Source organism: uncultured Duncaniella sp., assembly GCF_910578445.1.
Lineage (GTDB): Bacteria > Bacteroidota > Bacteroidia > Bacteroidales > Muribaculaceae > Duncaniella.
In genome coordinates this window covers 43,349-70,216 of record NZ_CAJTQC010000015.1, presented here as the reverse complement: position 1 = coordinate 70,216, position 26,868 = coordinate 43,349, and the positions used below count along the sequence as shown (strand labels likewise).

The following is a 26,868-nucleotide window of genomic DNA, read 5'->3' as shown; positions in this document are numbered from 1 at the left end:
CTCTTGTCGGATTCGAACCAACGACCCCGAGATTACAAATCACGTGCTCTGGCCAACTGAGCTAAAGAGGCAACAAGTTATTGTACTCTTGCGTTTTGTAGAGCGTTTAGCTCTCAAAAGCGATGCAAAATTAGGGAGAATATTTTAAACCACCAAATATTTTCGCACTTTTTTGCAATAAATTTTTCATTTTTATTTCAACAAAGCCCTCAAACTACAGATAACGCTCTTATTTTCAGACCTATTAAGTTCGACACCAATATTTTCAAAATTTACCCCGCCTTCAACGACCAGTCATCGCAGGCGGGGTAATAAAAGATATTATTTGCAGTGAGCCTTTATCCATTCATAGTGGCCACGCTCCGTGGGGACTGTGGTCCAATGCTCGTTAATCGGTGTAAGCAACGCTTCTTTGGGAGAAGATATGACATTATACACTTCATAGCTCGTAGTGGGAGGACAAGTATTATCATTGTAGCCCCACGTCATTCTCACAGGACACTTGAGATGGCGGGCAAAATTAACCACATCATAATATTCAAGCGTACGTATCTTGTCAGGAGTAGCCTCTTCGGGATTTTTTCGGAAATGATGGGGATATCCACCGGTCTTGTCGCCAAGATAGCCGGTCATGTCACTCAAGGCAGGATGATTCGCCACACATCCGTTGACTCTGTCATCAAGCATGGCAGTCGTGATTGCGAGAGCCCCGCCCTGCGAGCCACCTTGCGTGAAAAGGTTCTTTCCGTCCCATTCAGGAAGCGAAGTCAGAAGGTCAAGAAACCTCCGGCAACCGAGATACACGTCTTTCATATAATATTCATCCGGATTTTCAAGTCCGAATTTAAGATAGTCGCCTCTGACCTTGCGCTCAGCCGCAAATTCCGCCTCTGACAATTCAGGATGCAGACCGTGAATCTCTGTTTCAAGCCGTATCATGCCACCCTCGCCGTAATAACGGTGGATCATCGGGTCTTTTATGGTCTTCACGCCTGCTCCCGGAGGGGTCAGGACAGCCGGATAGCGACCGTCGCCTTTAGGGATAAACAAATAACCATACATCGACTTACCTTTAGGTGTGATCTGTAACCTTACGAGCTGACATGTCATTTTGTCCGTTGTATATTTTTCAACAGGCTCTACGCTATACATAAGTGGAAATTTCTTATCCTCATCAACTGCTTTTTTCCAGAATTCCACAAAATCCGAAGGTTCTTTGACAAACGGGACAAGCTTTTCAGGCGAAAAACCTACCTTCACATGATGAAGCGACTTATGCCCATCAACCGACGCGACAAGACGGAGATCCCTGAATCCGGGTTTTGACATTGTTCCGATATTGATTTCAGCCTTTCCATTCACCAGTCTGAGCACACCTTCAGTATCGTCAGGCAACATGTCATCACCTAATTTATATTTCACTTCCATATCATTGACCGGGATTCCATATCTGTAAAGCTCTACAGATATCACGGCGCTGTCACCCACTTCATACACCCAGTCAGGATGATCCGGATTTGTAACCCACAGAAAATCGCTGCGCGAAGGATAGTTTTCGGCCCGCGAAACAAGTCCTATAAAAGCCCACAATATAATTAAGGTGGTAATTCTAATTTGCATCATGGCATTTTTATTATTTAAGTTATAATTGGGATTTAAGCATTGGCAAATTAGTACAAATTTAGTTTTTTTATCGCACATCTGCCCGACATCTTGCTATTAAATATTCTTAAAACAGAGTTTTCAGCACCCCTGAAAGACATTTTTCAATTAAAAGGTCGTAATTTTGCGGACAAGTATCACCACAGGGAGATTTCAACATTTTTTATGAAACGACAATTCATATTCACTGCATTGTGCTGCATGGCAGCCGGAGCTTCTCACGCCCAATACAACAAGCCTGACGCACGGGGATATCTCGAAAGAGGAATCCATATGTTTGATGACCGCAACTTCAGCGGTTGCATCGACCAACTGACACATATCTCACAGCTTAACCCCTCATCCTCACAGTCAGAGGAGGCATTATATTATCTCGGCCGTGCATCGCAAGGCATGGGTGAAGACAGAGCAATCGACCTGTTCCGACAATTTCTTGAGCAATATCCGGTGTCACCGCGTCGGGCCGATGTCATGATGTCGATAGGTGACTATCACTTCACGCGAGGCGACTACGGACAGGCCATACAGGAATACTCGATGGTCAATCCGATAGCGCTTAACCCGGACCGATGCGACGATATGACTTACCGCTCGGCATACTCTTATATGCTTCTGAGCGAGAATTCGACAGCAGCAAGCATGTTCCGCAGCCTCCAAAGCAATCCTAAATACGGAAACGCAGCACGCTTCTATCTCGGCTACCTCGCTTATGCCGAAAAAGACTATCCTTTAGCCCTGCAATATTTCCGCTCGGTCGACACCGCCAATGAGCCGGGAAACGCCGCTCCATATTATGAAGCCCAGATTGCATTCATCCAGCAGGACTACACACGCGCTCTCGAACTGTCGAAAAAACTGATAGCCGACGGAACTGTCCCTCAATTCACACCTGAATGCAACCGCATCGCCGGCGAATCGCTCTATAATCTCGGCAACGAAGCTGAATCGCTCCCTTATCTATGGAAATATTGCGCCGAGGCCACCGCGCCCGAACCTTCAGCGTTCTACATTCTCGGCATGGATGAATTCCGCCGCGGCGACTACGACGCTGCCGTCAAGCTTCTCCAGCAATCAGCCAATTCGACATCAGCGATGGGCCAGAGCGCATATCTGTTCCTCGGACAGGCCTATCTCAAACGCGGCGACAACAACTCCGCACTGATGGCATTTGAAAATGCCTATCGGATGGATTTCAACCGCGATGTCCGGGAAACAGCATTCTATAACTATGCGGTGGCCCGTATGGATGGCGGACGCACACCGTTCGGCAATTCGGTTTCGCTTCTCGAAAACTTCCTGAAGGAATATCCCGATTCACGCTATAGCGCCGACATACAGCGCTACATAGTCAACGGCTACATGAGCGACAACGATTATGAAAACGCACTCGAAGCCCTCGACAAGATGCCCAATCCATCCGCCGAACTCCAGAAGACAAAACAGCGTGTCCTCCTCGTCCTCGGCTCTCGCGAATACACCGCCGGCAAAATTTCGCAGGCAATCACCCATCTGACACAAGCCAAAAACATCAAATCGGGCGATTCATCGCTGTCACGTCAATGCGACCTGTGGCTCGGTGACTGCTACTTCACCAGAGGCAGCTACGACGAAGCCGCAATCTGCTATAAGGACTTCATCGCCTCGACACCTAAATCGGATTTCGGCAACCGCGCGCTCGCATACTACGACCTCGGTTACACGCGCTTCAATCAGGAGCGTTATTCCGACGCGCTCACAAACTTCCGCGACGCTATCTCACTTCTTAAAGCCGACAACACCGGACTGCCGTCAAATCTTCTTTCAGACAGCTACAACCGCATGGCCGACTGCAACTATTATCTCTCAGACTTCAACACTGCAGCCGAAAACTATGCGAAGTCCTACGACCTGAACCCTTCGGCCGGCGACTACGCTCTCTATCAGCTGGCCATCATGAAAGGTCTGCGCAAAGACTACTCAGGCAAAATCAGCGACATCGACAAGCTGATTACCCGCTTCCCTTCATCGGGCCTCATTCCATCCGCACTTCTTGAAAAAGCCGAGAGCCAGTCGGCCATAGGTTCTACCGACAAGGCAATCGCAACCTACCGGCAGCTCGTAGACCAATACTCCAACACCGCCCCGGGACGAAACGGCTATCTCCAGCTTGCCATAACCTATATCAACCGTGGCGAACGCGACAAAGGAATCGACACTTACAAAAAAGTCATATCATCCTTCCCGACGAGTGAGGAAGCACGCATTGCAGCCGACGACCTCAAGCAGATTTATGCAGCCGACGGCAACATATCCTCGTTTGTCGCATTCATCAATTCCGTCCCCAACGCTCCACGCTATGAGACATCCGAGCTTGAAAAACTCGCGTTTCAGGCTGCTGAAAACGATTACGTGAATTCAGGCTCGACATCCAAGCTCAACTCATACATCAACGACTACCCCGCCGGAGCAGACCGCGCACATGCCCTTTACTATCTCGCAGACGCTGCATGGAATTCAGGAAATCCGGCAGAAGCGCAGGGCTATGCCGTTCAGGTGCTGCAGAAACATCCCGATGCAAGTGTGGCCGAAGATGCCATGCTCATAAAAGCCGCAGCCGAAAGCTCGCTCGGAAAGACCGACATCGCCTATTCGACATATGAGGAACTCGAAAAACGCGCATCCGGAGCAAATATGCTCCGCGAAGCACGTCTGGGACTTCTGCGTACGGCAGCCGATCTCGGAAAGGACGACGACGTAGTCGCAACCGCCGACAAGATTCTCGCGACCACGGCCGCCAACACCTCTACCAACACAAACGAGATACGATTCATGCGCGCAATGGCCAACAACAACCTCGGCAACTACGACGCAGCCTACAAAGACTGGAAAGAACTTGCCTCAAATACTTCTGACATATTTGGAGCAAAGAGCGCATATTATCTCGGAAACTCCATGTTTGAACGTGGAATGCTGAAGGAAGCCGAGGAAATCGCCGACAAATTGATTTCATCGGACACCCCCCACCAATACTGGCTTGCCAGAGGATTCATTCTCTACAGCGACATCCTCCGTAAACAGGGCAAGAAATTCGAGGCCGACGAATATCTCAAATCTCTCAAATCGAACTATCCCGGCACTGAGGCCGACATCTTCCAGATGATTGATTCACGCCTCTAAATCTCAAATCATTCCTTCAACCACTACCCTACGCATCATCAACCATCATGAATAAAAAATTTGCATGTCTCGCCCTCGGACTGACCATCATCTCAGCCGGCGCATCTGCTCAGGGGCTGCATAAAGAAATCAACGTCGACCAGAAAATCGACCCGATAAAACGCGATGCCTCCCGCATCAATATTCTGCCTACCCTACACCTGCCGTCTATTTCTAACTCGCAGCTTCCGTTCAGCGACCGCGTCGTGACCTCTCGCCTGTCCGACACCTCTCCTACCCTCGCGCCTCTGGCCTTCGGCGACAAGTTGAGCACATCGCCCTACAGAGGCTATGTAAGCCTCGGACTCGGCGTGCCGAAATTCATCTCTGACTTTTCAGCGGGCTACCGCATCATCGATACCGAAAGGTCACACCTCAATATCTGGAGCCAATACTGCGGCGACATCTATTCGTCTGCCAACCTCGACGGCAACGGCAACACGACATGGAACGACCACACGGCGGCCATCGGTCTTGACCTGCATCAGAAAATCAGACAGAATTCGGCACTCACAGCCGGAATCAACTATGAATTCGGTCATCACACCATCCCATATCTCGGCGCAGACCATTTCGGGCAGAACACAAGCCGCGTAAATGCCGACATGGCATTTTCATCAAAGAACTCAGGCCTTGACTTTGGGGCTGCCATCCGCTACCGCCATTTCGGTTTCTACCATCTGAGCGACGCCGGGGCGCTCCTTCAGGATTTCGACTCAAATGTCACAGGCAAGACCGTCCGTCAGAACCTGTTTGGCGCGACGTTGGGCGCATCACTCCCGTTTAGCGAAAACTCAGCCCTGAATCTCGACATCGATGCCGACTTCCTCAACACAGGGCTGCACGACAGACCCACTTATCCCTACCGGTCGATTGAAAACCTTGCCCTCTCAGACAAAGGGACAACCGGCATTTTCGCCATAACGCCCTACTATTCTCTCCAGTCGCCGACAATCTCCGCCACAATCGGTGCAAAACTCAACATCTCGACCAACAATGACAAGACCTTCCATGTCGCACCCGAAGTGGCATTTGCATGGACTCCGTCACAAGTGTTCGGCTTCGAGGCCAAAATCAAGGGCGGTTCATACATCAATCCTGTAAGCGAGCTCTACGACGTATCGCCCTACCTCTCGCCATTCATGGCCTACAAGCCGTCGCATATCCCCTACGCACTTGACGCACGCATGAGTGTCGGACCATTTTTCGGGGCTTACCTTGAAATCTTCGGAGGATATGCAAAGGCCAGCAACTGGCTGATGCCGATCGCCTCTGCCTCCTATCCGGGATTCGGAGTCTTCGAGAGCACCACACTCACCGCATGGCATGCAGGAGCGGCAATCGGCTACGACTACCGCGACATATTCTCCGTCCGTGCCTCCTACGAGACCGCACCTAACGACTATGACCACTCACTCTATGAATGGCGCGACAGAGCCCGCCACGTATTCAACGCCGAGCTTGGCGTGCGCCCGTTCAAGCCATTGTCAGTGACTCTCGGCTGGGAATTCCGTGCAGGGCGTCGCATCTACGGATTTGCACCGAGCAACCCGGGCGGACTTTTCGATATTTATCTCCCCGAAGCCACATCTCTCGGCTGCGTCTCAGACCTCTCGCTTGGGGCGACCTACACATTTACCGAACGGTTCTCAGTGTTCGCACGTGGAGGGAATCTCATGAACCGACGCTACCGCTACATCGGCATGCGCACATCACAGGGCATCAACGGCATGATAGGAGCGGCATTGAAATTCTAAAATCAGACACACCTATTAAATATTAAATGAAAAAGCAAATCTGTCTCTTCCTCACACTTTCGATGCTGACCATCTCGGCAATGGCACGCACGATTTACAGCGATTATTATAAAAACCTGCCTGTCGAAGTTAAACCGGTCGAGGAATTCTCGATTCCTTCACGCACTGTCGACATCAGAGACTTCGGAGCAAAAGACGACGGTGTCACCCTCGGCACTGAGGCCATCCAGAACGCTATCGACAGACTCTCGGCCGACGGCGGCGGACACATCGTATTCCCTCAGGGCATCTGGCTTACCGGCCCGTTAGAACTGAAAAGCAATATCGACCTGCATCTTGAACGCAACGCAGTCATATACTTTTCTCCCGACAAGGAGCTGTATATCGACCCCAACCCGAAAGCCGGACGAGTCCGCGCCTGTATCAGCGCGCAGCGCGCACGGAACATTTCGATAACCGGCGAAGGCACTATTGACGGAAACGGCGCTCAGTGGCGTCCGGTAAAACGCATGAAAGTCAGCGACGTCGAATGGCGACGGTTCAAGAACATGGGTGGAGTCGAACGTCAGAACGGCTCTCTGTGGTATCCTTGGGAACTGAAATCGGGCTATGCCGACATCGCCGAAACACCTGAAAAACAGGAGAAGAAGCGCAACGACATCTTCCGCATCAACAACTGCGAAAACATCCTTCTGTCAGGCGTGACATTCCAGAATGCGCCGAAATTCCATGTCCACCCGTTCAACAGCCGTAACCTCATCATCGACGGAATCACCGTGAGATGTCCTTGGAATGCTCAGAACGGCGACGCTATCGACCTCAGTGACTGCCATCAGGCCCTCGTTGTCAATTGTATAGTAGACGCAGGCGACGACGGCATCTGCATGAAAAGCGGCGATTTCAAAAACAACGCCCTTGTCAACGGATGCGAGGACATATTGATTCAGGACAACATTGTCTATCACGCCCACGGCGGATTTGTCATCGGCAGCGAAGATGTCTGCGGAATGAACCGCATCGTAGTCCGCGACTGCACTTTCTCGGGAACTGATATAGGCCTCCGTTTCAAAAGCGGAGTCGGACGTGGCGGAAAGACCGGCGACATATACATCAGCGGAATCATAATGACCGACATCCTGTCGGCAGCGATTTCATTTCAGTGTGACTATGCCGACCGCCCGGCCGGATTTAAGGAATCCGACGTAGTGACTCCGAAAAAGATGGAAAAAGTTCCCGAGTTCACCGACATACATATCTCAGATGTGATATGCCGTGGAGCGACAACCGCAATTGCCGCCTCTGGGCTTCAAGGTCAGAACTGCGTACACGACATCACCGTCACCGATTGTACATTTGTCTACACCAAGACCGCGACCGAGATTGACAGCGCGACAGCAGAAGTAAAGCTCACGAATGTAAAATTGATAAAAGACGAAAAGCAACAGTGAACTGACGACGGATTGTGAAAATTCAATAATTCAATTATTGTAATCCGCCAAAAGTTTCTAATACATATTATAACGGCATCCGGAAGATGTCCATTTTTAGAATTTCAGTGACCAAGCTGACATTCTGAGTGAAATGGGACACTTTCAGATGCTTTTTTTTGTATAAAAATATACGTGGCGAATTAATTAAAATTAGTTAATACACGAATATTCTTTAGCTTTATGCTATAAAAACTACAATAATTTACATTTTTAATGATATTTTTCTTAACAATTGTCACTTTTTATAAATTTTTTCATACATTTGCACATCAAAGCATATCATCAATCATTCTTATTATTTTCTTACTTTAAATCCATGAAGATGCTGTATCGTTTAATTGTAGGAAGTCTGCTTTTAGTTGGACAGCTATTTGCGCCCTCCACAGCGGATTCTAAAAATTATGAAGGAAAAGCAGATAAGTATCAGGCAGGAAGCCAGTATCTGGCATATCCTCGTCCGGCATACGGTATCCCAGAACTGACAAAAGCCCCCAAAGGCTATGTACCGTTCCACATGGAACACTATGGCCGTCATGGCAGCCGATGGCTTCTCAAAGATGCTGCCTACGACCGCCCGGTTGAAAATCTTGAAAAAGCCGCCGCATACGGCAAGCTCACTCCACGTGGCCAGCTCCTCCTCAAACAACTCAAAGAGATACAGGCAGCTTCAAAAGGACGTGTGGGCGAGCTCACTCCTCTCGGCCACCGCCAACACCGCGAAATAGCCCGACGGATGACCGAAAACTTCCCTGAAATCTTTGTCCCGGGAACACATGTCGACGCTAAATCCACCGTGATAATACGGTGCATACTCTCAATGGCAAACGAAATTGCCGAACTACAGAAAATATGCCCTGAACTCATCGTCACATGCGACGCATCGCGCACCACACAGAAAATCCTTGCCTACAACAGCACTGATACGATTGCAAAGAAACTCGCCCGCAAGGCCGACCATTTCGCCGACGAATATGCCGACCGACGTGCAGACCACTCGGCATTCCTCTCCAAGATATTCAATGACCAGAAATTCGTGGCCGACAGCCTTGACGAAAAGAAAGTGTTCGGCGACGTGTTCGACATCACAGTCAATGCACAGAGCCACGACGACCAGCCCGACCTCTACGACCTCTTCACTGAAGAAGAACTCCAGAACGAATGGCTCTCCCACAATGCCTCGTGGTACATCACAGCAGGAAACACTTCGCTCACAAACAACCGCGTCCCCTACAACCAGCGCGTCTTGCTGCGCAACTTCATCGAATCGGCCGACACCGCCATGGTTTCACCCCGCCTGAGCGCCAACCTCCGCTTCGGCCACGAATCAATCGTGCTTCCGCTCACAATCCTGATGGAACTCAACAACAGCGCAGTCGACCTCACCGACCTTGAGACACTTGCATCGCAATGGCGCAACTACGAAATCTTCCCCATGGGTAGCAATATCCAGATGATATTCTACCGTCCTGAAAAGAATCCTAAATTCACCCCCGACGAAGTTCTTGTCAAAGTCATGCTGAACGAAGCAGAGGCCACACTCCCTGTCAAACCTGTCAGCGGACCATATTATAAGTGGAAAGACCTGCGCGACTACTATATGTCGAAACTTGACGGATTCTCGACAAAATTCAAGGAATAATCCCATACAATAATAACCATATCATTATTTATCATTATGGCAAACGGAGTTTTAACTATCATTAACAAATCGGGGGGGATAAAATCCATCGCCCGACCTCTACTCCTTATTGTCTGCGCACTCTGGGCAATCAGTGCACTTGCGCAGACCCGTAACATAACGGGTACTGTAATTGACGAATCCGGCGACCCGATACCGGGCGTGTCTGTTATCGTAAAAGGCACGTCGACCGGAATGGCAACTGACATTGACGGAAAATATTCGATCAAGGCTGCTAAAGGTTCGGTAATCGAGTTTTCCTACATCGGCTACATGACCCAGAGCGTCACTGTAGGCGAACGCTCCGTAATCAACATCACAATGAAGGAAGACATCAAGGCTCTTGACGAAGTCGTCGTTGTCGCCTATGGTACTGCGTCCAAGGAATCACTCACCGGCTCGGTTGCCGTCATAAGCGACAAAGAAATCCAGCGTCGCCCTGTCACCTCCGTGACCTCAGCCCTCGAAGGTATGGCTCCCGGTGTACAAGTCAACGGTTCTACCGGCACACCCGGTTCATCTCCTTCAATACTTATCCGCGGCATCAACTCAATCAACGGTACTACTTCTCCACTCTACGTAGTCGACGGTATCGTGTGGAGCGGTGAATACAACGATATCAACCCCAACGATGTCGAAAGCATCTCGGTGCTCAAGGACGCTGCCTCCTGCGCACTCTACGGTGCAAAGGGTGCTAACGGTGTTGTCCTCATCACCACCAAGAAAGCTAAAAACGCCGGCAACGTCGAAGTGACCGCCAAAATCCGTCAGGGTATCTATCAGCGCGCACTTCCGGAATACCGTCGTCTCGGCTACAACCGCTGGAACGAGGCAATGCTACAGGCCATCTCAAACGGCAAGGTTACTTCAGCCCCCGATAAATACACCTACGCGTCAGCCATGGAGGAAACCATCGGCAACTTCTTCTCCGAAGCAGGCGTGCTCAATCTCTACGGCACTGGCACAGACGGAAGCGTGACCGACGGTGGCGAGAAAGTCTTTGACGAGAACGGCAAGGTCATTCTCAATCCCCTCTCCTGCTACAACGACACCGACTGGTGGGATGCTATCTCGCGCAACGGCCACCGTCAGGAATATAACGTCAGCGCAACAGGTGCTACCGAAAGATTCAGCGCTTACGCCTCTCTCGGCTATGTCAAGGAAAAAGGTTACCTCCTCAAGACCGACTTCGAGCGCTGGAATGCCCGCCTCAACACTGAGTTCCGTCCCACAAAATATCTCAAGGTTGGTGTAGGTCTCACCGCCTCTGAAATCGAATCGAACCAGCCCCAGTTTGATTCCGACAACCTTTCGTCGACTTCAAACGCGATGTCATACCAAGGACTCGCACCCGGTCTCCCATACTATGCCCATGACTGGGCTACCGGCGAAGTGCTCCGCGATGAAAACGGCAATCCTATCTGGAACACAATGGACGGCTATTCAGCTTTCACCAGCAACAAGGCTTATATCCTCCGCGCCAACTCACAGGACTACGAACGTATCTCTGTCGACGGCAACGCTTTCGCTACCATCTACCTTCCCTACAACTTCGAGTTCACCGTGCGTGGCACTATGAACCGCTACCGTGAGGAAGACACTACCTACGACAGCACACTCATCGGCTCTGCTCAGGGTTTCGGACGTCTTACCAAATACTTCTACAAGCGTGAGACCACCAACCTCCAGCAATATCTCACATGGTCACACGACTATGGCGCACACCACATCGACGCCATGCTCAACCACGAAAGCTACAGCCGCTACTACACCTATACATATGTAAAGAATAAAAACCAGCTCTTCCCCGACAACTACTATCTGACAAACTTCACCGAGAACGAAGGAACCGGTGCTCACGCCTACCGCTACCGCACCGAGACATTCATGGGCCGTGCGCGCTACAACTGGAACAACCAGTACTTCTTAGAGGCAAGCATCTCTCGCGACGCATCAAGCAAGTTCTCAAAGGACAACCGTTGGGGTACATTCTGGAGCGTCGGCGCAAGTTGGATCATCAGCAAGGAGAAATTCCTTAAGGACGTAACATGGCTCAATAACCTCAAGCTCCGCGCAGCCTACGGTACTGCAGGTAACGACTACACCAGCAACTACTACCCGACCTACGACCTCTGGTCAAAATACAGCTATACACTCGACGGAAATCCTTCGGTATTCCCCTCCACACTTGGCAACAAGAACATCCGCTGGGAGTCGACCAAAACTCTTGACCTCGCCCTCGAAGGCTATTTCTTCAACAGCCGTCTCAACGCTTCTGTCGGCTTCTTCTCACGCGTGAACGCCGATCTTCTCTTCAATGTTCCCCAGACCCCGTCAAACGGAACAGACGGCGGAGGTTCTTCCATGTCACAGTGGCAGAACATCGGCAACATGAGAAACACAGGCTGGGAAATCATGGTCAGCGGAGAAATCATACGCACCAAGGATTTCAAATGGTCAGCTCATGCCGACGCAACATTCATCAGAAACAAAATCACCAAACTCCCCGCAGGCAACCTCTGGAACTCACCCCGCGCACTCGTCGAAGGCAAGAGCCGCTATGAATATTATACTTACAAATGGGCAGGTGTCGACATGCTGACAGGCCAGTCGCTCTATGAAATCAATCAGGATTCACATCAGTTCGAGACTGACTTAGACGAAAATGGAAAGAGCACAGGCGTATGGAGGTTCGATCAGAACAAATGGGACTCAAACCTTGAGAATGCAAAAGCCGGTAACGCACTGGTCAAGATAGGCGACAGATACTACACAACCAGCACCTCGTTCGCATCCAAGCATTTCCGTGGCACTTCACTCCCCACCGTCTACGGTTCATTCGGAACTAACCTCAACTGGAAAGGTCTCTCCGTGAGCGCCCTCTTCACCTATCGCCTCGGTGGCAAGACCCTCAACACCGTCTACAGCAGCATGCTCAGCCCCAGTGCCGGCAAATCACTCCACGAAGATGCCATCAGCAACTCTTGGACTCCTGACATGGCTGCCGGTATCGGTGAAAACGACGCAAACCGCATCAACCGTGGCATCCGTCCGCAGATCAACACCATCAATGCCAACAACAACAACGCGACCAGCGACCGCTTCCTCATCTCAAGCAACTATCTCGCGTTCAAGAACCTCAACATCACCTACGACATTCCACGCAAGTGGGTGGCTCCGCTCAGCCTCCGTGGTCTCAGCGCAGGTCTCTCTATCGACAACGTGAAGCTCTTCACCAAAATGCAGGGCATGAACCCCACTTACAACAACAGTGGTGGTCAGGGCGACTACTTCGTTCCATCACGCGTATATTCTTTCGAGATCACAGCTCGTTTCTAAACCCCACACAAATAAAACAGATATAAAGTATGAAAAATAGATATATTATCGGTGGTCTGGCAGTGGCACTGATGACACCGGCATTAGTTTCATGCGGCGACGACTTCCTCAACGAGGAACCTATAACAAATATCTCCTCTGTGACCGTGAATACTTCCGAGGAGGGAGCCAACGCGGCTGTAACCGGCCTTGTACGCCAGATGCAGCGCCAGTTCGACGACCTGAAGAACGGCAACCTCAACGCTTCAGGCGAAACATTCTTTGCCAATATCTACGGTGAGGCCCTCGGCCCTGACAACAACGTGGGAGAGGCTACAAACTATATGCGTACAGGCATCAAGCCTGCCAACTTCCGTTACGCGATAGGTTGGTGGCCATCATGGATGTATAAATACTGCTATTCCATAATCGGCTCGGCAAATTCCATCCTGACCAATCTTTCTGAAGACCCGACCAACGACAACGAGCTTTGGCTGAAAGCCTCCGCACTTACCATGCGTGCCCACGCCTACACTCGCCTCATGCAAGTCTATGCTCCACGCTGGATCGACTCGAACAACGGTGAGAAACATTGCATCGTGTTACGCATCAAGTCAGGCGAACCAAACGAAAAACAGTTCAGCACCTGCAACGAGGTCTATGACCAGCTCTACAGAGACCTCAACGATGCAATCGCCTACTTCGAGAAATCGTCCAAGAAACGCGGCAACCAACTCTTCTTTGTCGACGAGAATGTGGCCCGTGGTATCTACGCACGTCTCGCCCTTCTGAAAGATGACTATAAGACGGCACAGAAGATGGCTCACGACGCACGTCAGGACTACACCATCATGTCGGAAAAAGATTATCTGTCGGGCTTCTCCACTGAAAACGACGAATGGATGTGGGCCCCGGCTATGGATCCCTTAGGCATATATTACTGGGGCTTTGGTGCTCACTACGCATGCAACGGACATTATGTCAAGAGCTGGGGCTACACCAGTTCGATGCAGTATTCGCTCTACAAGCACTTCAGCGAGACCGACGTCCGCTCTCAGCTCTACTTCGGACCTCTCTGCGTAAAGCACGCTCCTGAAATAGCAGCCAAATATGGTGTCACCGAAGAAGACTTCTTCAATCCGAACAACTATTCTAATCAGACATACGGCATCTCAATCACCGGCTCTGGCTCAAGCCCCAAAGGCAAGAACAAGGCTATGTGGGATTTTATAAAGGAATACGGCAAACGTTTCGCATCACTGCGTCCCGAGGATATCAAGGGAATCTACCCCACCAACAGCAAGGGTCTCTCGATCGGTATCCAGTACAAGTTCCAAGGTCTGCCTGACGGCTATACTTCATGCTGGCCTCCCTACATGCGCGCAGGTGAAATGCTTCTCATCGAAGCCGAGGCAGCCTACCACAACAGTGATTACAGCACAACCGTAAGCTGTCTGACAGAACTGATGGCCAAACGCGACCCCAACTACACCATCCCCGCCACTTCAGGAGAGGCTCTTCTTGACGAAGTGAAACTCCAGCGCCGCCTCGAGCTCTGGGGCGAAGGCTTCAACTGGTTTGACTACAAACGCTGGAACGAGGTTATCGAATACAAAGCCTTTGACAAAGACAATATCGAGAACATGGGCAGCTATCCGACTACCGTTGCCGCCACATATCAGCCCGACTTCATGAACGGCTGGCGAGCAGCAATACCTCAGGCAGAGTTCACCTATAACAAGATGGCCGATCCAACCCTCGTAGGTCAATAATCCACACGGGCCGGCAACGGCTTCAACACTATAGTGGCTGTGTCATTTGGCACAGCCACTTTTTTTGCACTATTTTAACAGCTTAAGCCTAAGAAAATGTTTAAACCAACATAATTTACACCCCTTTTAGCATTATATTGATATTAATTTCGTAATTTTGCAGACATTTTATCATTTCATAATTTATTACACATACAAAACAGTTAGATGAACAATGATCAGATAAAGGTGATATTTGCCGAAGAGGAGCATGCAAAGTATGCCGAGCAGATTGTCACCCTCATCTATGAATCAGCCCTTCAGCGCGGTACGGGTATCGCCCGGCGCACACCGGAATACATCGCCCAGAAAATCCGCGGGGGAAAGGCTGTCGTCGCTCTCTGTGATGACCGTCTCATCGGCTTCAGTTACATTGAGAGCTGGGAACATGGTGATTATGTGGCCACTTCAGGCCTTATCGTGGACCCGGAATTCCGACGATTGGGGCTCGCCGCGCGTATTAAAACAAAGACATTCGAACTTGCGCGTCTGCGTTTCCCCTTTGCCAAACTGTTCAGTATCACGACATCACTCCCGGTCATGAAACTCAACTCCCAGATGGGCTACAAACCGGTGACTTTTTCAGAACTTACTGACGACGAGGAATTTTGGGCCGGTTGCAAGGGCTGTGTCAACTACGACATTCTCCAGCGCAACAACCGACGCATGTGCCTGTGCACAGGAATGCTCTACGATCCCAAAGCGAAACTTGAACGCCCCTCGAAACGTGCGCCCTACATGATGTGGGCCCACAACCGTATCAAAAAACTCCTTCATCTTAAATAGAGCCCGGAGTCACCCTATTCACAAAGCCAGTGGGAAACCGGCATATCACGTGCCTCTTACAGCTCCCTGAACCATTTGCCGGACTCCGGCCTTAAAAAATTACACAAACAAAAAAACATCAGTAATAATGGAAAAGAAGAAAAAAGTTGTCCTCGCCTTCAGTGGTGGCCTTGACACATCATTTGCAGCAAAATATCTCTCAGAAGACCTCGGCTATGAAGTACACACCGCCATCGCCAACACCGGCGGTTTCTCACCTGAGGAATTAAAGTCTATTGAAGAAAAAGCCATCAAGCTCGGCGCGGCCTCTCACGCCACACTCGATGTCACAAGCGACTACTACGACAAAAGCATCAAATATATGATTGCGGGCAATGTGCTCCGCAATGGCACATACCCCATCTCCGTCTCTTCAGAACGCATTTTCCAAGCAATCGCCATCATCGAATATGCAAAGAAAATCGGTGCTGACGCCGTGGCCCACGGCTCGACAGGCGCAGGAAACGATCAGGTGCGCTTCGACCTCACTTTCCAGATTCTCGCCCCGGAGATTGAAATCATCACCCCGACCCGCGACATGACGCTCACACGCGAATATGAAATAGACTATCTGAAGAAACACGGCATCGAAGCCGATTTCAAAAAGATGGAATATTCAATCAACAAGGGTCTCTGGGGCACAAGCATCGGCGGAAAAGAAACACTCCACTCCGAACAGACCCTCCCCGAAAGCGCATATCCCAGTCAGGTGACAGCGCAGGGCGAGGAGAAAATGACAATCGGTTTTGAAAAAGGCGAGATTGTCAGCGTCAACGGCAAGCGCTACGACAACAAAGTCGACGCTATCCGCGAAGTCGAGCGCCTCGGCTCTCGCTACGGCATCGGCCGCGACATGCACATCGGCGACACCATCATCGGCATCAAAGGCCGCGTAGGTTTCGAGGCCGCAGGTCCGATCCTCATCATCGCCGCCCACAAGATGCTCGAAAAGCACACTCTCACCAAGTGGCAGCAGTATTGGAAAGACCAGATCGGCACATGGTATGGCATGTTCCTCCACGAGTCGCAGTATCTCGAACCAGTGATGCGCGACATGGAAGCATTCCTCGAAAGCTCTCAGGCCAATGTGACCGGAACAGTCGAAGTGACACTCCGCCCCTACTCCTACACACTCGTTGGCGTTGATTCACCCTTCGACCTCATGAAGACCGATTTCGGTGAATACGGCGAAGTCAACAAGGCTTGGAGCGCCGACGATGTCAAGGGATTCACCAAAATCCTCGGCAATCAGATGAAGATTTACCACAACGTGCAGAAGCGCAACGGCAAGGAGTAAGCTGAAAATGGCAAAAATAGGTATCATAGGAGGCGCCGGCTATACAGCCGGCGAACTCCTCCGTCTCCTTATCAACCATCCCGAGGCGGAAATAGTGTTTGTCCACTCATCGAGCAACGCCGGAAAACCAGTCAGCGAAATCCACGAAGGACTTATCGGCGACACCGACCTGCGTTTTGCCGAGACATTTGACCTCTCGGCTATCGACGTGCTTTTCCTCTGTCAGGGCCACGGTTTCAGCCAAAAATTCTGGGAAGAAAACGAGATGCCCGAAAATCTGAAAATCGTAGACCTCGCACAGGACTACCGCGACGAAAGCTGCGGATATGTCTACGGTCTTCCCGAGGCAAAACGCGAAACAATCCGCAAAGCCACCAAGGTAGCCAATCCGGGATGCTTCGCCACCGCTCTCCAGCTGGCTCTCCTCCCGCTTGCAGCTGCCGGCAAACTTGACAGCGAGGTGCATGTGACAGCCGTTACAGGCTCGACCGGCGCAGGCGTAAAACCCGGTGCTACGACACATTTCAGCTGGCGCAACGACAATCTGTCGGTCTACAAGGCATTCGGCCATCAGCATCTTGCCGAAATCCGCCAGACCCTCGCGCAGTTGCAACCCGGATTCGACGCAGAAATCAGCTTCGTTCCCGTGCGCGGCGACTTCCCCCGCGGAATATTCGCAATGAGCTATATCGACACCGACCTCTCTATCGAGGAAGCCGTGAAGCTCTACAAGGATTTCTATGCCGACGCTCCCTTCACACATGTGTCTGACCGTCCAGTCGATCTGAAGCAGGTGGTCAACACCAACAAGGCCGTCATCTCACTCGAAAAACACGGACGTAAACTGCTCATACTCTCGGCTATCGACAATCTGCTCAAGGGAGCATCCGGTCAGGCCGTACAGAATTTCAACCTCATCTGCGGACTCCCCGAAGACATGGGTCTACGTCTAAAACCGTCAGCGTTTTAGCACTTAATGCTAAGTGCTAAGTACTAAGGATTAAGTATTAAGGATTAAGTTCTTTGCTTGAAGGATTAATCAATCCTGATTGCAAAACGTTTACACTTCACACTCTGACTTAATCCTTAATACTCAACACTTTACACTTAACACCTAATACTTAACACTTAATACTTAATACTTAATACTAAATGAATCTCTTTGACGTATATTCATTATATGATATAGAACCCGTACGCGGACTCGGCAACCACGTCTACACCGCAGACGGGACAGAATATCTTGACCTCTATGGAGGCCATGCCGTGATTTCGATCGGTCACGCCCACCACACATATGTGACAGCCATAGCCGAACAGGTATCGAAACTCGGATTCTACTCGAATTCCGTCCAGAACTCACTCCAACAGAAACTGGCCGACCGTCTTGGCCGTCTGTCAGGCTACAACGACTACGCCCTTTTCCTCTGCAACTCAGGCGCGGAGGCAAATGAAAACGCGATGAAACTTGCGTCGTTCCACACCGGCAAGAGCAAGATTCTCGCCTTCGACAAGGCGTTCCACGGACGCACATCGGGCGCAGTAGCAGCGACTGACAATCCCAAAATCCAAGCACCGTTCAACTCAACTGAAAACGTAGAGTTCGCACCCCTCAACGACATCGAAGCCGTCGAAGCCAAACTTTCGACCGGCGAATTCGCAGCTGTCATCATCGAGGGGATTCAGGGTGTAGCCGGCATACGCATGGTCGACGACAAATTCATGCAGGAACTGCGCAAACTCTGCAACAAATATGGAGTTTTGCTGATTCTTGATGAAATCCAGTCAGGCTACGGACGCACAGGCCGCTTCTTCTCCCACCAGTACACAGGCGTGCGCCCCGACATCATCACCTGCGCCAAAGGCATCGCCAACGGTTTCCCGATGGGTGCAGTCCTGATAGCACCTCACATCAAGGCTGTCAAAGGCATGCTCGGCACAACCTTCGGCGGCAACCATCTTGCCTGCGCAGCAGCAATAGCCGTGCTCGATGTGATGGAGACCGAAAACATGATAGCCAATGCCGCCGCTGTCGGTGAATACCTGCTTGAAGAGCTCCACCATCTTGCAGCCACAAATCCCGAAATCACTGAAATCCGCGGACGTGGACTGATGATCGGAATTGAAATCAAAGGCTCTGCCTCACAGCTCCGCAAAAAACTGCTTTTCGACAAGCACATCTTCACAGGTGGCGCAGGCGAACATACCGTGCGCCTTCTTCCTCCGCTGTCGCTCCCGCGTTCCCACGCCAAGCGCTTCATCGAATCGTTCAAGGAAGTCCTCGCCGAAGTGCAGGAATAATCATACCCCAAATTTAAATTCTCTTCTTAAAATCAATTTCTCCCAAACCAGCTATGCGTAACTTCACCAACGTAAAAGATATCGGTCCTCTTGACCTCGCAGTCAAAGAAGCCCTTGAAGTCAAGGCCAACCGCTTTGCCTATCAGCATCTCGGCAAAAACAAGACCCTGATGATGATTTTTTTCAACTCCAGCCTGCGCACACGCCTCAGCACACAGAAAGCAGCCATGAATCTCGGCATGAACGTAATCGTTCTCGACGTAAATCAGGGCGCTTGGAAACTCGAGACCGAACGTGGCGTCATCATGGACGGCGATAAGGCCGAACATCTCCTTGAAGCAATCCCCGTGATGGGTTCATATTGCGACGTCATCGGTGTCCGTGCATTTGCAGGACTCAAAAACAAGGCCGAGGACTACGAAGAGCGCGTCATCAACCAGTTCATCCGCTACTCAGGCCGTCCGGTGTTCAGCATGGAAGCTGCAACCCGCCATCCGCTCCAGAGCTTTGCCGACCTCATCACCATCGAGGAGTTCAAGACAAAAGAGCGTCCCAAGGTAGTCATGACATGGGCTCCCCATCCCTCAGCACTTCCTCAGGCCGTTCCCAACTCATTCGCGGAATGGATGAACGCCACTGACTATGATTTCGTCATCACACATCCCCACGGCTATGAGCTCGCACCCGAGTTCGTAGGCAAAGCCCGTGTCGAATACGACCAGCGTAAAGCTCTCGAAGGCGCAGATTTCGTTTATGCGAAAAACTGGAGTGCATTCGCCGACCCCAACTACGGCAAAATCCTCTCGAAAGACCGCGACTGGACTGTAGATACAGAGAAGATGGCTCTCACCGACAACGCATTTTTCATGCACTGTCTGCCTGTACGCCGCAACATGATCGTGACCGACGATGTGATTGAATCGGAGCGCAGCATCGTTATCCCCGAAGCTGCAAACCGCGAGATTTCAGCACAGGTGGTGCTCAAACGCATCCTCGAAAGCCTCTGATTTCCGACAGACCGATATGGAGACTATCAAAGTTATAAAAATCGGAGGCAACGTCGTCGACAATCCCGACGCACTCGCCCGTTTCGTCAATGATTTCGTCAAGCTTCCCGGCAAAAAGATTCTGGTTCACGGAGGTGGCAAGGAAGCCACCCGCATGAGCGCGCGTCTCGACATACCCACAACCATGATTGAGGGACGACGCGTCACCACACGCGAGACACTCGATGTGGTCACCATGGTCTACGCCGGACTGGTCAACAAGCGCATCGTCTCAATGCTTCAGGCAGCCGGATGCAATGCCATCGGTCTCACCGGTGCTGACGGCAACGCCATAAAAGCCACCCGCCGTAATCCCGAACCAATCGACTACGGCTTTGTGGGCGACATAAAGCCCGAGGGAGTCAATTCATCCCTCATCGCATCCCTACTCGAAGCCGGTATCACGCCTGTCTACTGCGCGATTACCCACGACGGCAACGGCACACTTCTCAACTGCAATGCCGACACCATCGCATCATCGGTGGCAATCGGCGCGTCAAGGGTCGCACCTGCCGAACTCATCTTCTGTTTCGAGCAACCGGGTGTAATGGAGGATCTCGACCGTCCCGATTCGCTCATCAGCCTGATTACACCCGAAATCTACGCTGACCTGCGAGCCAGAAATATTGTCAACAAGGGCATGATTCCGAAAATCGACAATGCCTTTGCTGCAATTGATGCCGGTGTCAGCAGTGTCACCATCAAGCACTCCGACGCTCTCACCACCGACCGTGGTACTGTGATAAGAAAATAACTTCCGCAACGATGAACCACCCCGATGCCGTAAGCCTTCTGTCAGAGCTGATAGCCACTCAGTCTCTTTCACGTCAGGAAGAAGACACAGCCGCCATTATATATGACCGACTGCAAAGCAGAGGCGCTTCGCCAATGCGCTTCCGAAACAACATATATGCCTTGTCGGACGGATTTGACAATTCCCGCCCGACGCTCATGCTCAACTCCCATCACGACACTGTGAAGCCGGCGGCAACATATACACGCGACCCCTTCACACCGTCGATTGAAGGCGACAGGCTCTATGGACTCGGAAGCAATGACGCAGGCGCATCGGCTGTGGCGCTGATGGAAGTCTTCCTTGAATTGCGTAATGCACCCCTGCCGTTCAATCTGCTTCTGGCGATTACCGCAGAGGAAGAGGTCGGAGGCGAAAACGGCATGCGTGCCTTTCTCCCTCATCTCAAAGAGCAGGGAATCACCGTCAGCTGTGCCATTGTCGGAGAGCCGACAGGGATGCAGGCGGCTATTGCCGAACGCGGCCTCGTCGTGCTCGACTGCGAGACAGCAGGTGTGACAGGTCACGCCGCGCGTGGCGAAGGCATCAATGCCATTTACCGTGCTATGTCCGATATCGAACGGATGCGCGCTTTCCGTTTCCCAAAGGAATCATCAATCCTCGGACCGATAAGCGTCAATATCACCCAGATAAACGCCGGATGGCAGCACAATGCCATCCCTGACAAATGCAATTGGGTGGTCGACATTCGCACTACAGATGCTTTCAGCAATGAGGAGACCGTCGGCCTACTGCGCGAAACGGTGGAATACTCCACCCTGACACCTCGTTCGACCCGCGTACGCGCATCAGTCATCGACGAAAGCCATCCTCTCGTCAGGGCTGCGACCGCACTCGGGTGTGAGACCTTCGTCTCACCGACTACAAGCGACATGTCGCTCATGTATGACTTCCCGTCGCTTAAAATCGGACCGGGCCAGTCATCTCGAAGCCATTCAGCCGATGAATTCGTGCTGATTTCCGAAATAGAGACAGCCATCCCGCTATACCGCCGTCTCATTGAATCACTATCATTATAATAAGAATTAAAAACATCCCCACATATATTATACAATGAAACTTTGGAGCAAGGGATTCGAACCCGATAAAATGATTGAGGAATTCACCGTCGGCAACGACCGCGAACTTGACCTCCGTCTGGCACGCTATGATGTCCAAGGCTCTATGGCACATATCAAAATGCTTGAAAGCATCGGACTCCTTTCAGCCGATGAGCTCGAAGTCCTGCTCAAGGCTCTCGGAGAAATCGCCGAAGTCATTGAGCGCGGTGAGTTCACCATCGAACCCGGAGTTGAGGATGTACATTCCCAAGTCGAATTCATGCTCACCGCCAAGTTAGGTGATGTAGGGAAAAAGATTCATTCCGGACGCTCACGCAACGATCAGGTGCTGGTCGACCTCAAACTCTTCATGCGCGACGAACTCAAGAACCTTGCCGAAGCCGTCAAAAGGCTCTTCGACCGTCTGCAGTCGCTCAGCGAGGAATATAAGGATGTACTCATGCCGGGCTACACCCATCTGCAAGTGGCAATGCCGTCGTCGTTCGGACTGTGGTTCGGCGCATATGCAGAGTCGCTCGTGGATGATATGCAGATGCTTGTGGCTGCCTACAATGTCGCCAACCAGAATCCCCTCGGTTCAGCTGCCGGCTACGGCTCGTCGTTTCCCCTCGACCGCGAGATGACAACCCGCCTGCTTGGATTCGAGACTCTCCACTACAACGTTGTTGCAGCCCAGATGTCGCGCGGAAAAACAGAGCGTGCGGCCTCGATGGCAATCAGCGCCATCGCATCGACACTCGGACATCTGGCAATGGATGTGTGCATGTGGATGTGTCAGAACTTCGGTTTTATCTCGTTCCCCGACGAGCTAACCACAGGGTCGTCAATCATGCCCCACAAGAAAAACCCCGACGTGTTTGAAATCATGCGCGGAAAATGCAACCGTCTTCAGTCAATCCAAAATGAAATCGCACTTCTGACGGCCAATCTCCCCCTCGGCTACAACCGCGATCTGCAATTGCTCAAAGACATCATCTTCCCGGCCACAACCGAGATGACACAATGTCTGGACATGGCTGATTTCATGCTCCAACACATCCGTGTGAAACGCGACATCATCGACGATCCGCGCTATGACTACCTCTTCACCGTCGAGGAAGTCAACCGTCTCGTCCTCTCCGGCATGCCATTCCGCGAAGCATACAAGAAAGTAGGGCTCGAAGTACAAAACGGTACATACAAACCTGTGCGCGATGTCCACCACACCCATGTCGGTTCAATCAACAATCTCTGCACAGCTGAAATCGCACTTAAATTCCAGAAGCTTTACGATAAGATCGGCCGATAAATACAGCTTCGTTGTAAAAAACTTTCACCTCGAGGATTTGTTTCTTACAAAAAGTCTGTATTTTTGCCTTTCGAAATTCTAACCGCATAAATCATTATTTCGTATGCTAAACACTAAAGTTCAGGATGCCATCAACGCTCAGATCAATGCTGAGTTCTGGAGCGCATATCTTTATCTCTCAATGGCCCTTCATTTTGAAGCCGAAGGTATGCCCGGCGTTGCCAACTGGTTCAAAATCCAATTTCAGGAAGAACAGGCCCATGCCACAATCTTCATGAACTATGTCAACCAGCGTGGTGGCCGTGTCGTCCTCAAACCTATTGATGCAGTACCCACCACATGGGCATCTCCTCTTGAAGCATTCAAGGCTACACTTGAACATGAGAAGAAAGTAACCGCTCTTATCAACGACCTCTATTCACTCGCTGAAGCCGAAAAGGACTACGCTACCCGCGACCGTCTCAACTGGTTCGTCAGCGAACAGGTGGAAGAGGAAGACAACTGCCGCACCCTCATCGACAAGTTCTCTCTTATCGGTGACAACGGCATGGGTCTCTATATGCTCGATCAGGAGCTTGGAGCGCGTACATATACCGCCCCGGCTGCCCTCGCCGAATAAATCGGATAAAACTACCGGCATTATAAAAGAAACGCCTCGCAGACAATCTGCAAGGCGTTTCTTTTTTATAATGCTATATGGCTATCAACCTTTGAGAGCGGCAATCGTAGCCTCGATAGACTCGATTTTAGAAGTCGCATCTGCGAGCTTCTTACGTTCGCCATCGACAACGGCTGCAGGCGCATTGTTGACAAAACGCTCATTGGAGAGCTTCTTCTCAACCGACGTGCGGAAACCGCGGAGGTAATCGAGTTCCTTGGTGAGCTTGGCAATCTCAGCCTCGACATCCATGTTATTCAGCAAGGGGATGTTGAATTCAGTCGTACCGACAAGGAATGAAGCCGCTGCAGGGTCTTTTTCCGTCACGGTCGCTATACCTGAAAGATTGCCGAGCTTAACGGCCACAGCCTCCATCGGAATTGACGAGCCGACGATGTTGAGCTGAAGAGCGTCGCGCGAAGGGATGTTGCGCTGCGCACGGACACCGCGGACACCGTTGATCACTTCCTTGACCATCTCCATATCGGCAAGAATCTTTGCGTCCGCCACACCTGCCACCGGCATCGAGGCATACATGATTGACTCACCCTCGCGACGTTCACCGAGATGCTGCCAGAGCTCTTCGGTGATAAACGGCATGTAGGGGTGGAGCAGGCGGAGGAGCGAATCGAAGAATCCGATTGTGGCCTCATAGCCGGCACGGTCGATAGGCTTCTGATAGTCCGGCTTGACCATCTCAAGATACCAAGACGAGAATTCGTCGCGGAAGAGACGATAGGTGGTCATGAGCGCCTCGGATATGCGGAACTTGTCAAACGAATCGTTGATTTCAGCCACGGCCTCCGACAACTTCGAGTTGAACCACTCGACGGCCTTGCGTGAGCTTTCGGGCTGTTCGATTGTATCGTCAACCTCCCAGCCCTTGACGAGACGGAAGGCATTCCAGATTTTGTTGCAGAAGTTACGTCCGTTCTCGCAGAGTTTCTTGTCGAAGAAAATATCGTTGCCGGCAGGAGCTGAAAGCATGATGCCCATGCGGACACCGTCAGCGCCATAGTCAGCGATGAGTTCAAGAGGATCGGGCGAATTGCCGAACTGTTTCGACATCTTACGGCCGATTTCGTCGCGGACAATACCGGTGAAGTAGACATTGTTGAACGGCTGCTTACCCATGCACTCATATCCTGCCATAATCATGCGGGCTACCCAGAAGAAGATGATGTCAGGACCGGTCACGAGGTCAGCAGTCGGATAGTAGTATTTGATTTCCTCGTTGTCAGGTTCAAGAACACCGTTGAACAGCGAGATAGGCCAGAGCCATGACGAGAACCAAGTGTCGAGGCAATCCTCGTCCTGACGGAGATCAGCAGCAGTGAGAGCCGCATCCTTTTCACGGGCAAGCGACAGAGCCTCGTCGGCGGTCTCGGCTACGACAAACGAACCGTCGGGGAGATACCAAGCGGGCACACGGTGACCCCACCAGAGCTGACGCGAGATACACCAGTCGCGGATATCGATAAGCCAGCGGTCGTAGGTGGTCTTGAATTTATCGGGCACAAACTTAATCACGCCTTCATCCACAGCCTTCAGCGCAGGCTCGGCAAGCGATTCCATCTTCAAGAACCACTGGTCGCTCAGACGCGGCTCGGTAGCGGTGTCGGGGTTGCGCTCGGAATATCCGACCTTATTCTCATATTCCTCGATTTTTTCGATAAGTCCGGCTTCTGCAAGATCCTTTGCAATCTGCTCACGCACGGCAAAACGGTCCATGCCGACATACATACCGGCAGCCTCGCTGACAGTTGCGTCATCGTTGAAGATGTCGATGGTTTCAAGACCATGTTTCTCACCGAGCATATTGTCGTTCATATCGTGGGCCGGGGTGACCTTCAGGCAGCCTGTACCGAAGTCAATCTCCACGTAATCATCCTCGATGACAGGGATTTCACGGTTGACAAGGGGCACGATGACCTTCTTGCCGCGAAGATGCTGGTTCTTCGGGTCGTTGGGGTTGATACACATTGCAGTGTCACCCATGATTGTCTCAGGGCGGGTTGTGGCCACAACGGCATATCCGTCCTCACCGACAATCCTGTAGCGGAGATAGTAGAGCTTCGAATGCTCCTCCTTATATATCACTTCGATGTCCGAAAGAGCGGTCTTGGCCTTGGGGTCCCAGTTGACCATACGCTTGCCACGATAGATGAGACCCTTGCGGTAGAGATCGACGAACACCTTGATGACGCTGCGCGAACGGATGTCGTCCATGGTGAACGCTGTGCGCTCCCAGTCACATGAAGCACCGAGCTTCTTGAGCTGTTCAAGAATGATGCCGCCGTGCTTCTCTTTCCATTCCCACGCATGGCTGAGGAACTCTTCGCGCGAAAGGTCGCTCTTCTTTATGCCTTCCTGCGCAAGCTTGTTGACCACCTTAGCCTCAGTGGCAATTGCAGCGTGGTCAGTGCCGGGAACCCACAGGGCGTTTTTGCCCATGAGACGAGCACGGCGCACAAGGATGTCCTGAATTGTATTGTTAAGCATGTGACCCATGTGGAGTATACCGGTCACATTTGGTGGTGGGATTACGATTGTATATGGTTCACGTGCATCAGGTTCGGAATGAAACAGACGGTGCTGCATCCAGTAGGCATACCATTTGTCTTCCACGGCACGAGGATCATACTTCGTAGCTAATTCTTCCATAAA

17 protein-coding genes are annotated in these 26,868 nt (G+C 51.3%); 15 read left to right on the top strand and 2 right to left on the bottom strand.

From position 1 onward, the window contains the following. Positions 1-321 precede the first annotated feature (321 nt). Complete coding sequence (locus QZ311_RS07715; RefSeq protein WP_366141274.1) at positions 322-1,620, bottom strand: acetylxylan esterase; 1,299 nt, start codon at positions 1,618-1,620, stop codon at positions 322-324. Between the two features lie 207 nt (positions 1,621-1,827). Between QZ311_RS07715 and QZ311_RS07710 the strand changes: the two genes are divergently transcribed. The 15 genes from QZ311_RS07710 to QZ311_RS07640 all read left to right on the top strand — a co-directional run bounded on the left by QZ311_RS07710 (position 1,828) and on the right by QZ311_RS07640 (position 24,162). Next, complete coding sequence (locus QZ311_RS07710) at positions 1,828-4,818, top strand: tetratricopeptide repeat protein (protein WP_297066283.1); 2,991 nt, start codon at positions 1,828-1,830, stop codon at positions 4,816-4,818. A 47-nt stretch (positions 4,819-4,865) separates the two neighbouring features. Then, positions 4,866-6,614, top strand: a complete 1,749-nt coding sequence (locus QZ311_RS07705) for a hypothetical protein (protein WP_297066280.1) — start codon at positions 4,866-4,868, stop codon at positions 6,612-6,614. Between the two features lie 26 nt (positions 6,615-6,640). Continuing rightward, entirely contained in the window at positions 6,641-8,062 is a 1,422-nt protein-coding gene (locus QZ311_RS07700) for a glycoside hydrolase family 28 protein (RefSeq protein WP_297066277.1), read from the top strand. Positions 8,063-8,426: 364 nt separating this feature from the next. After that, positions 8,427-9,743: a histidine-type phosphatase gene (locus tag QZ311_RS07695; RefSeq protein WP_297066274.1), complete on the top strand. Its 1,317-nt coding sequence runs from the start codon at positions 8,427-8,429 to the stop codon at positions 9,741-9,743. Positions 9,744-9,779: 36 nt separating this feature from the next. Next, positions 9,780-13,121 carry a SusC/RagA family TonB-linked outer membrane protein gene (locus tag QZ311_RS07690; protein ID WP_297066270.1) on the top strand — a complete coding sequence of 1,114 codons (3,342 nt, stop codon included), beginning with the start codon at positions 9,780-9,782 and terminating at the stop codon, positions 13,119-13,121. A 29-nt stretch (positions 13,122-13,150) separates the two neighbouring features. After that, the gene (locus QZ311_RS07685) at positions 13,151-14,872 is read left to right on the top strand and encodes a RagB/SusD family nutrient uptake outer membrane protein (RefSeq protein ID WP_297066267.1); all 1,722 of its coding nucleotides are present in this window, start codon (positions 13,151-13,153) and stop codon (positions 14,870-14,872) included. Positions 14,873-15,079: 207 nt separating this feature from the next. After that, positions 15,080-15,697 carry a GNAT family N-acetyltransferase gene (locus tag QZ311_RS07680; RefSeq protein WP_297066264.1) on the top strand — a complete coding sequence of 206 codons (618 nt, stop codon included), beginning with the start codon at positions 15,080-15,082 and terminating at the stop codon, positions 15,695-15,697. A gap of 127 nt (positions 15,698-15,824) precedes the next feature. Continuing rightward, the gene (argG, locus tag QZ311_RS07675; protein ID WP_297066261.1) at positions 15,825-17,033 is read left to right on the top strand and encodes an argininosuccinate synthase; all 1,209 of its coding nucleotides are present in this window, start codon (positions 15,825-15,827) and stop codon (positions 17,031-17,033) included. A gap of 7 nt (positions 17,034-17,040) precedes the next feature. Beyond that, positions 17,041-18,003, top strand: a complete 963-nt coding sequence (gene argC, locus QZ311_RS07670; protein WP_297066259.1) for an N-acetyl-gamma-glutamyl-phosphate reductase — start codon at positions 17,041-17,043, stop codon at positions 18,001-18,003. Positions 18,004-18,185: 182 nt separating this feature from the next. Continuing rightward, entirely contained in the window at positions 18,186-19,334 is a 1,149-nt protein-coding gene (locus QZ311_RS07665) for an aminotransferase class III-fold pyridoxal phosphate-dependent enzyme (RefSeq protein ID WP_297066256.1), read from the top strand. Between the two features lie 53 nt (positions 19,335-19,387). After that, positions 19,388-20,341 carry an acetylornithine carbamoyltransferase gene (locus QZ311_RS07660; RefSeq protein WP_297066253.1) on the top strand — a complete coding sequence of 318 codons (954 nt, stop codon included), beginning with the start codon at positions 19,388-19,390 and terminating at the stop codon, positions 20,339-20,341. 16 nt (positions 20,342-20,357) lie between these two features. Beyond that, positions 20,358-21,134: an acetylglutamate kinase gene (gene argB / locus QZ311_RS07655; protein WP_297066250.1), complete on the top strand. Its 777-nt coding sequence runs from the start codon at positions 20,358-20,360 to the stop codon at positions 21,132-21,134. 11 nt (positions 21,135-21,145) lie between these two features. Then, positions 21,146-22,213 carry a M20/M25/M40 family metallo-hydrolase gene (locus QZ311_RS07650; RefSeq protein ID WP_297066247.1) on the top strand — a complete coding sequence of 356 codons (1,068 nt, stop codon included), beginning with the start codon at positions 21,146-21,148 and terminating at the stop codon, positions 22,211-22,213. Positions 22,214-22,247: 34 nt separating this feature from the next. Beyond that, entirely contained in the window at positions 22,248-23,543 is a 1,296-nt protein-coding gene (gene argH, locus QZ311_RS07645) for an argininosuccinate lyase (protein ID WP_297066244.1), read from the top strand. A 103-nt stretch (positions 23,544-23,646) separates the two neighbouring features. Next, a complete protein-coding gene (locus tag QZ311_RS07640) occupies positions 23,647-24,162 on the top strand; it encodes a ferritin (RefSeq protein ID WP_297066241.1) in 516 nt (171 codons plus the stop codon). A gap of 84 nt (positions 24,163-24,246) precedes the next feature. Here the strand turns inward: QZ311_RS07640 and QZ311_RS07635 are convergent, their stop codons facing one another. Beyond that, positions 24,247-26,865 carry a valine--tRNA ligase gene (locus QZ311_RS07635; RefSeq protein ID WP_297066238.1) on the bottom strand — a complete coding sequence of 873 codons (2,619 nt, stop codon included), beginning with the start codon at positions 26,863-26,865 and terminating at the stop codon, positions 24,247-24,249. Positions 26,866-26,868: the final 3 nt, after the last annotated feature.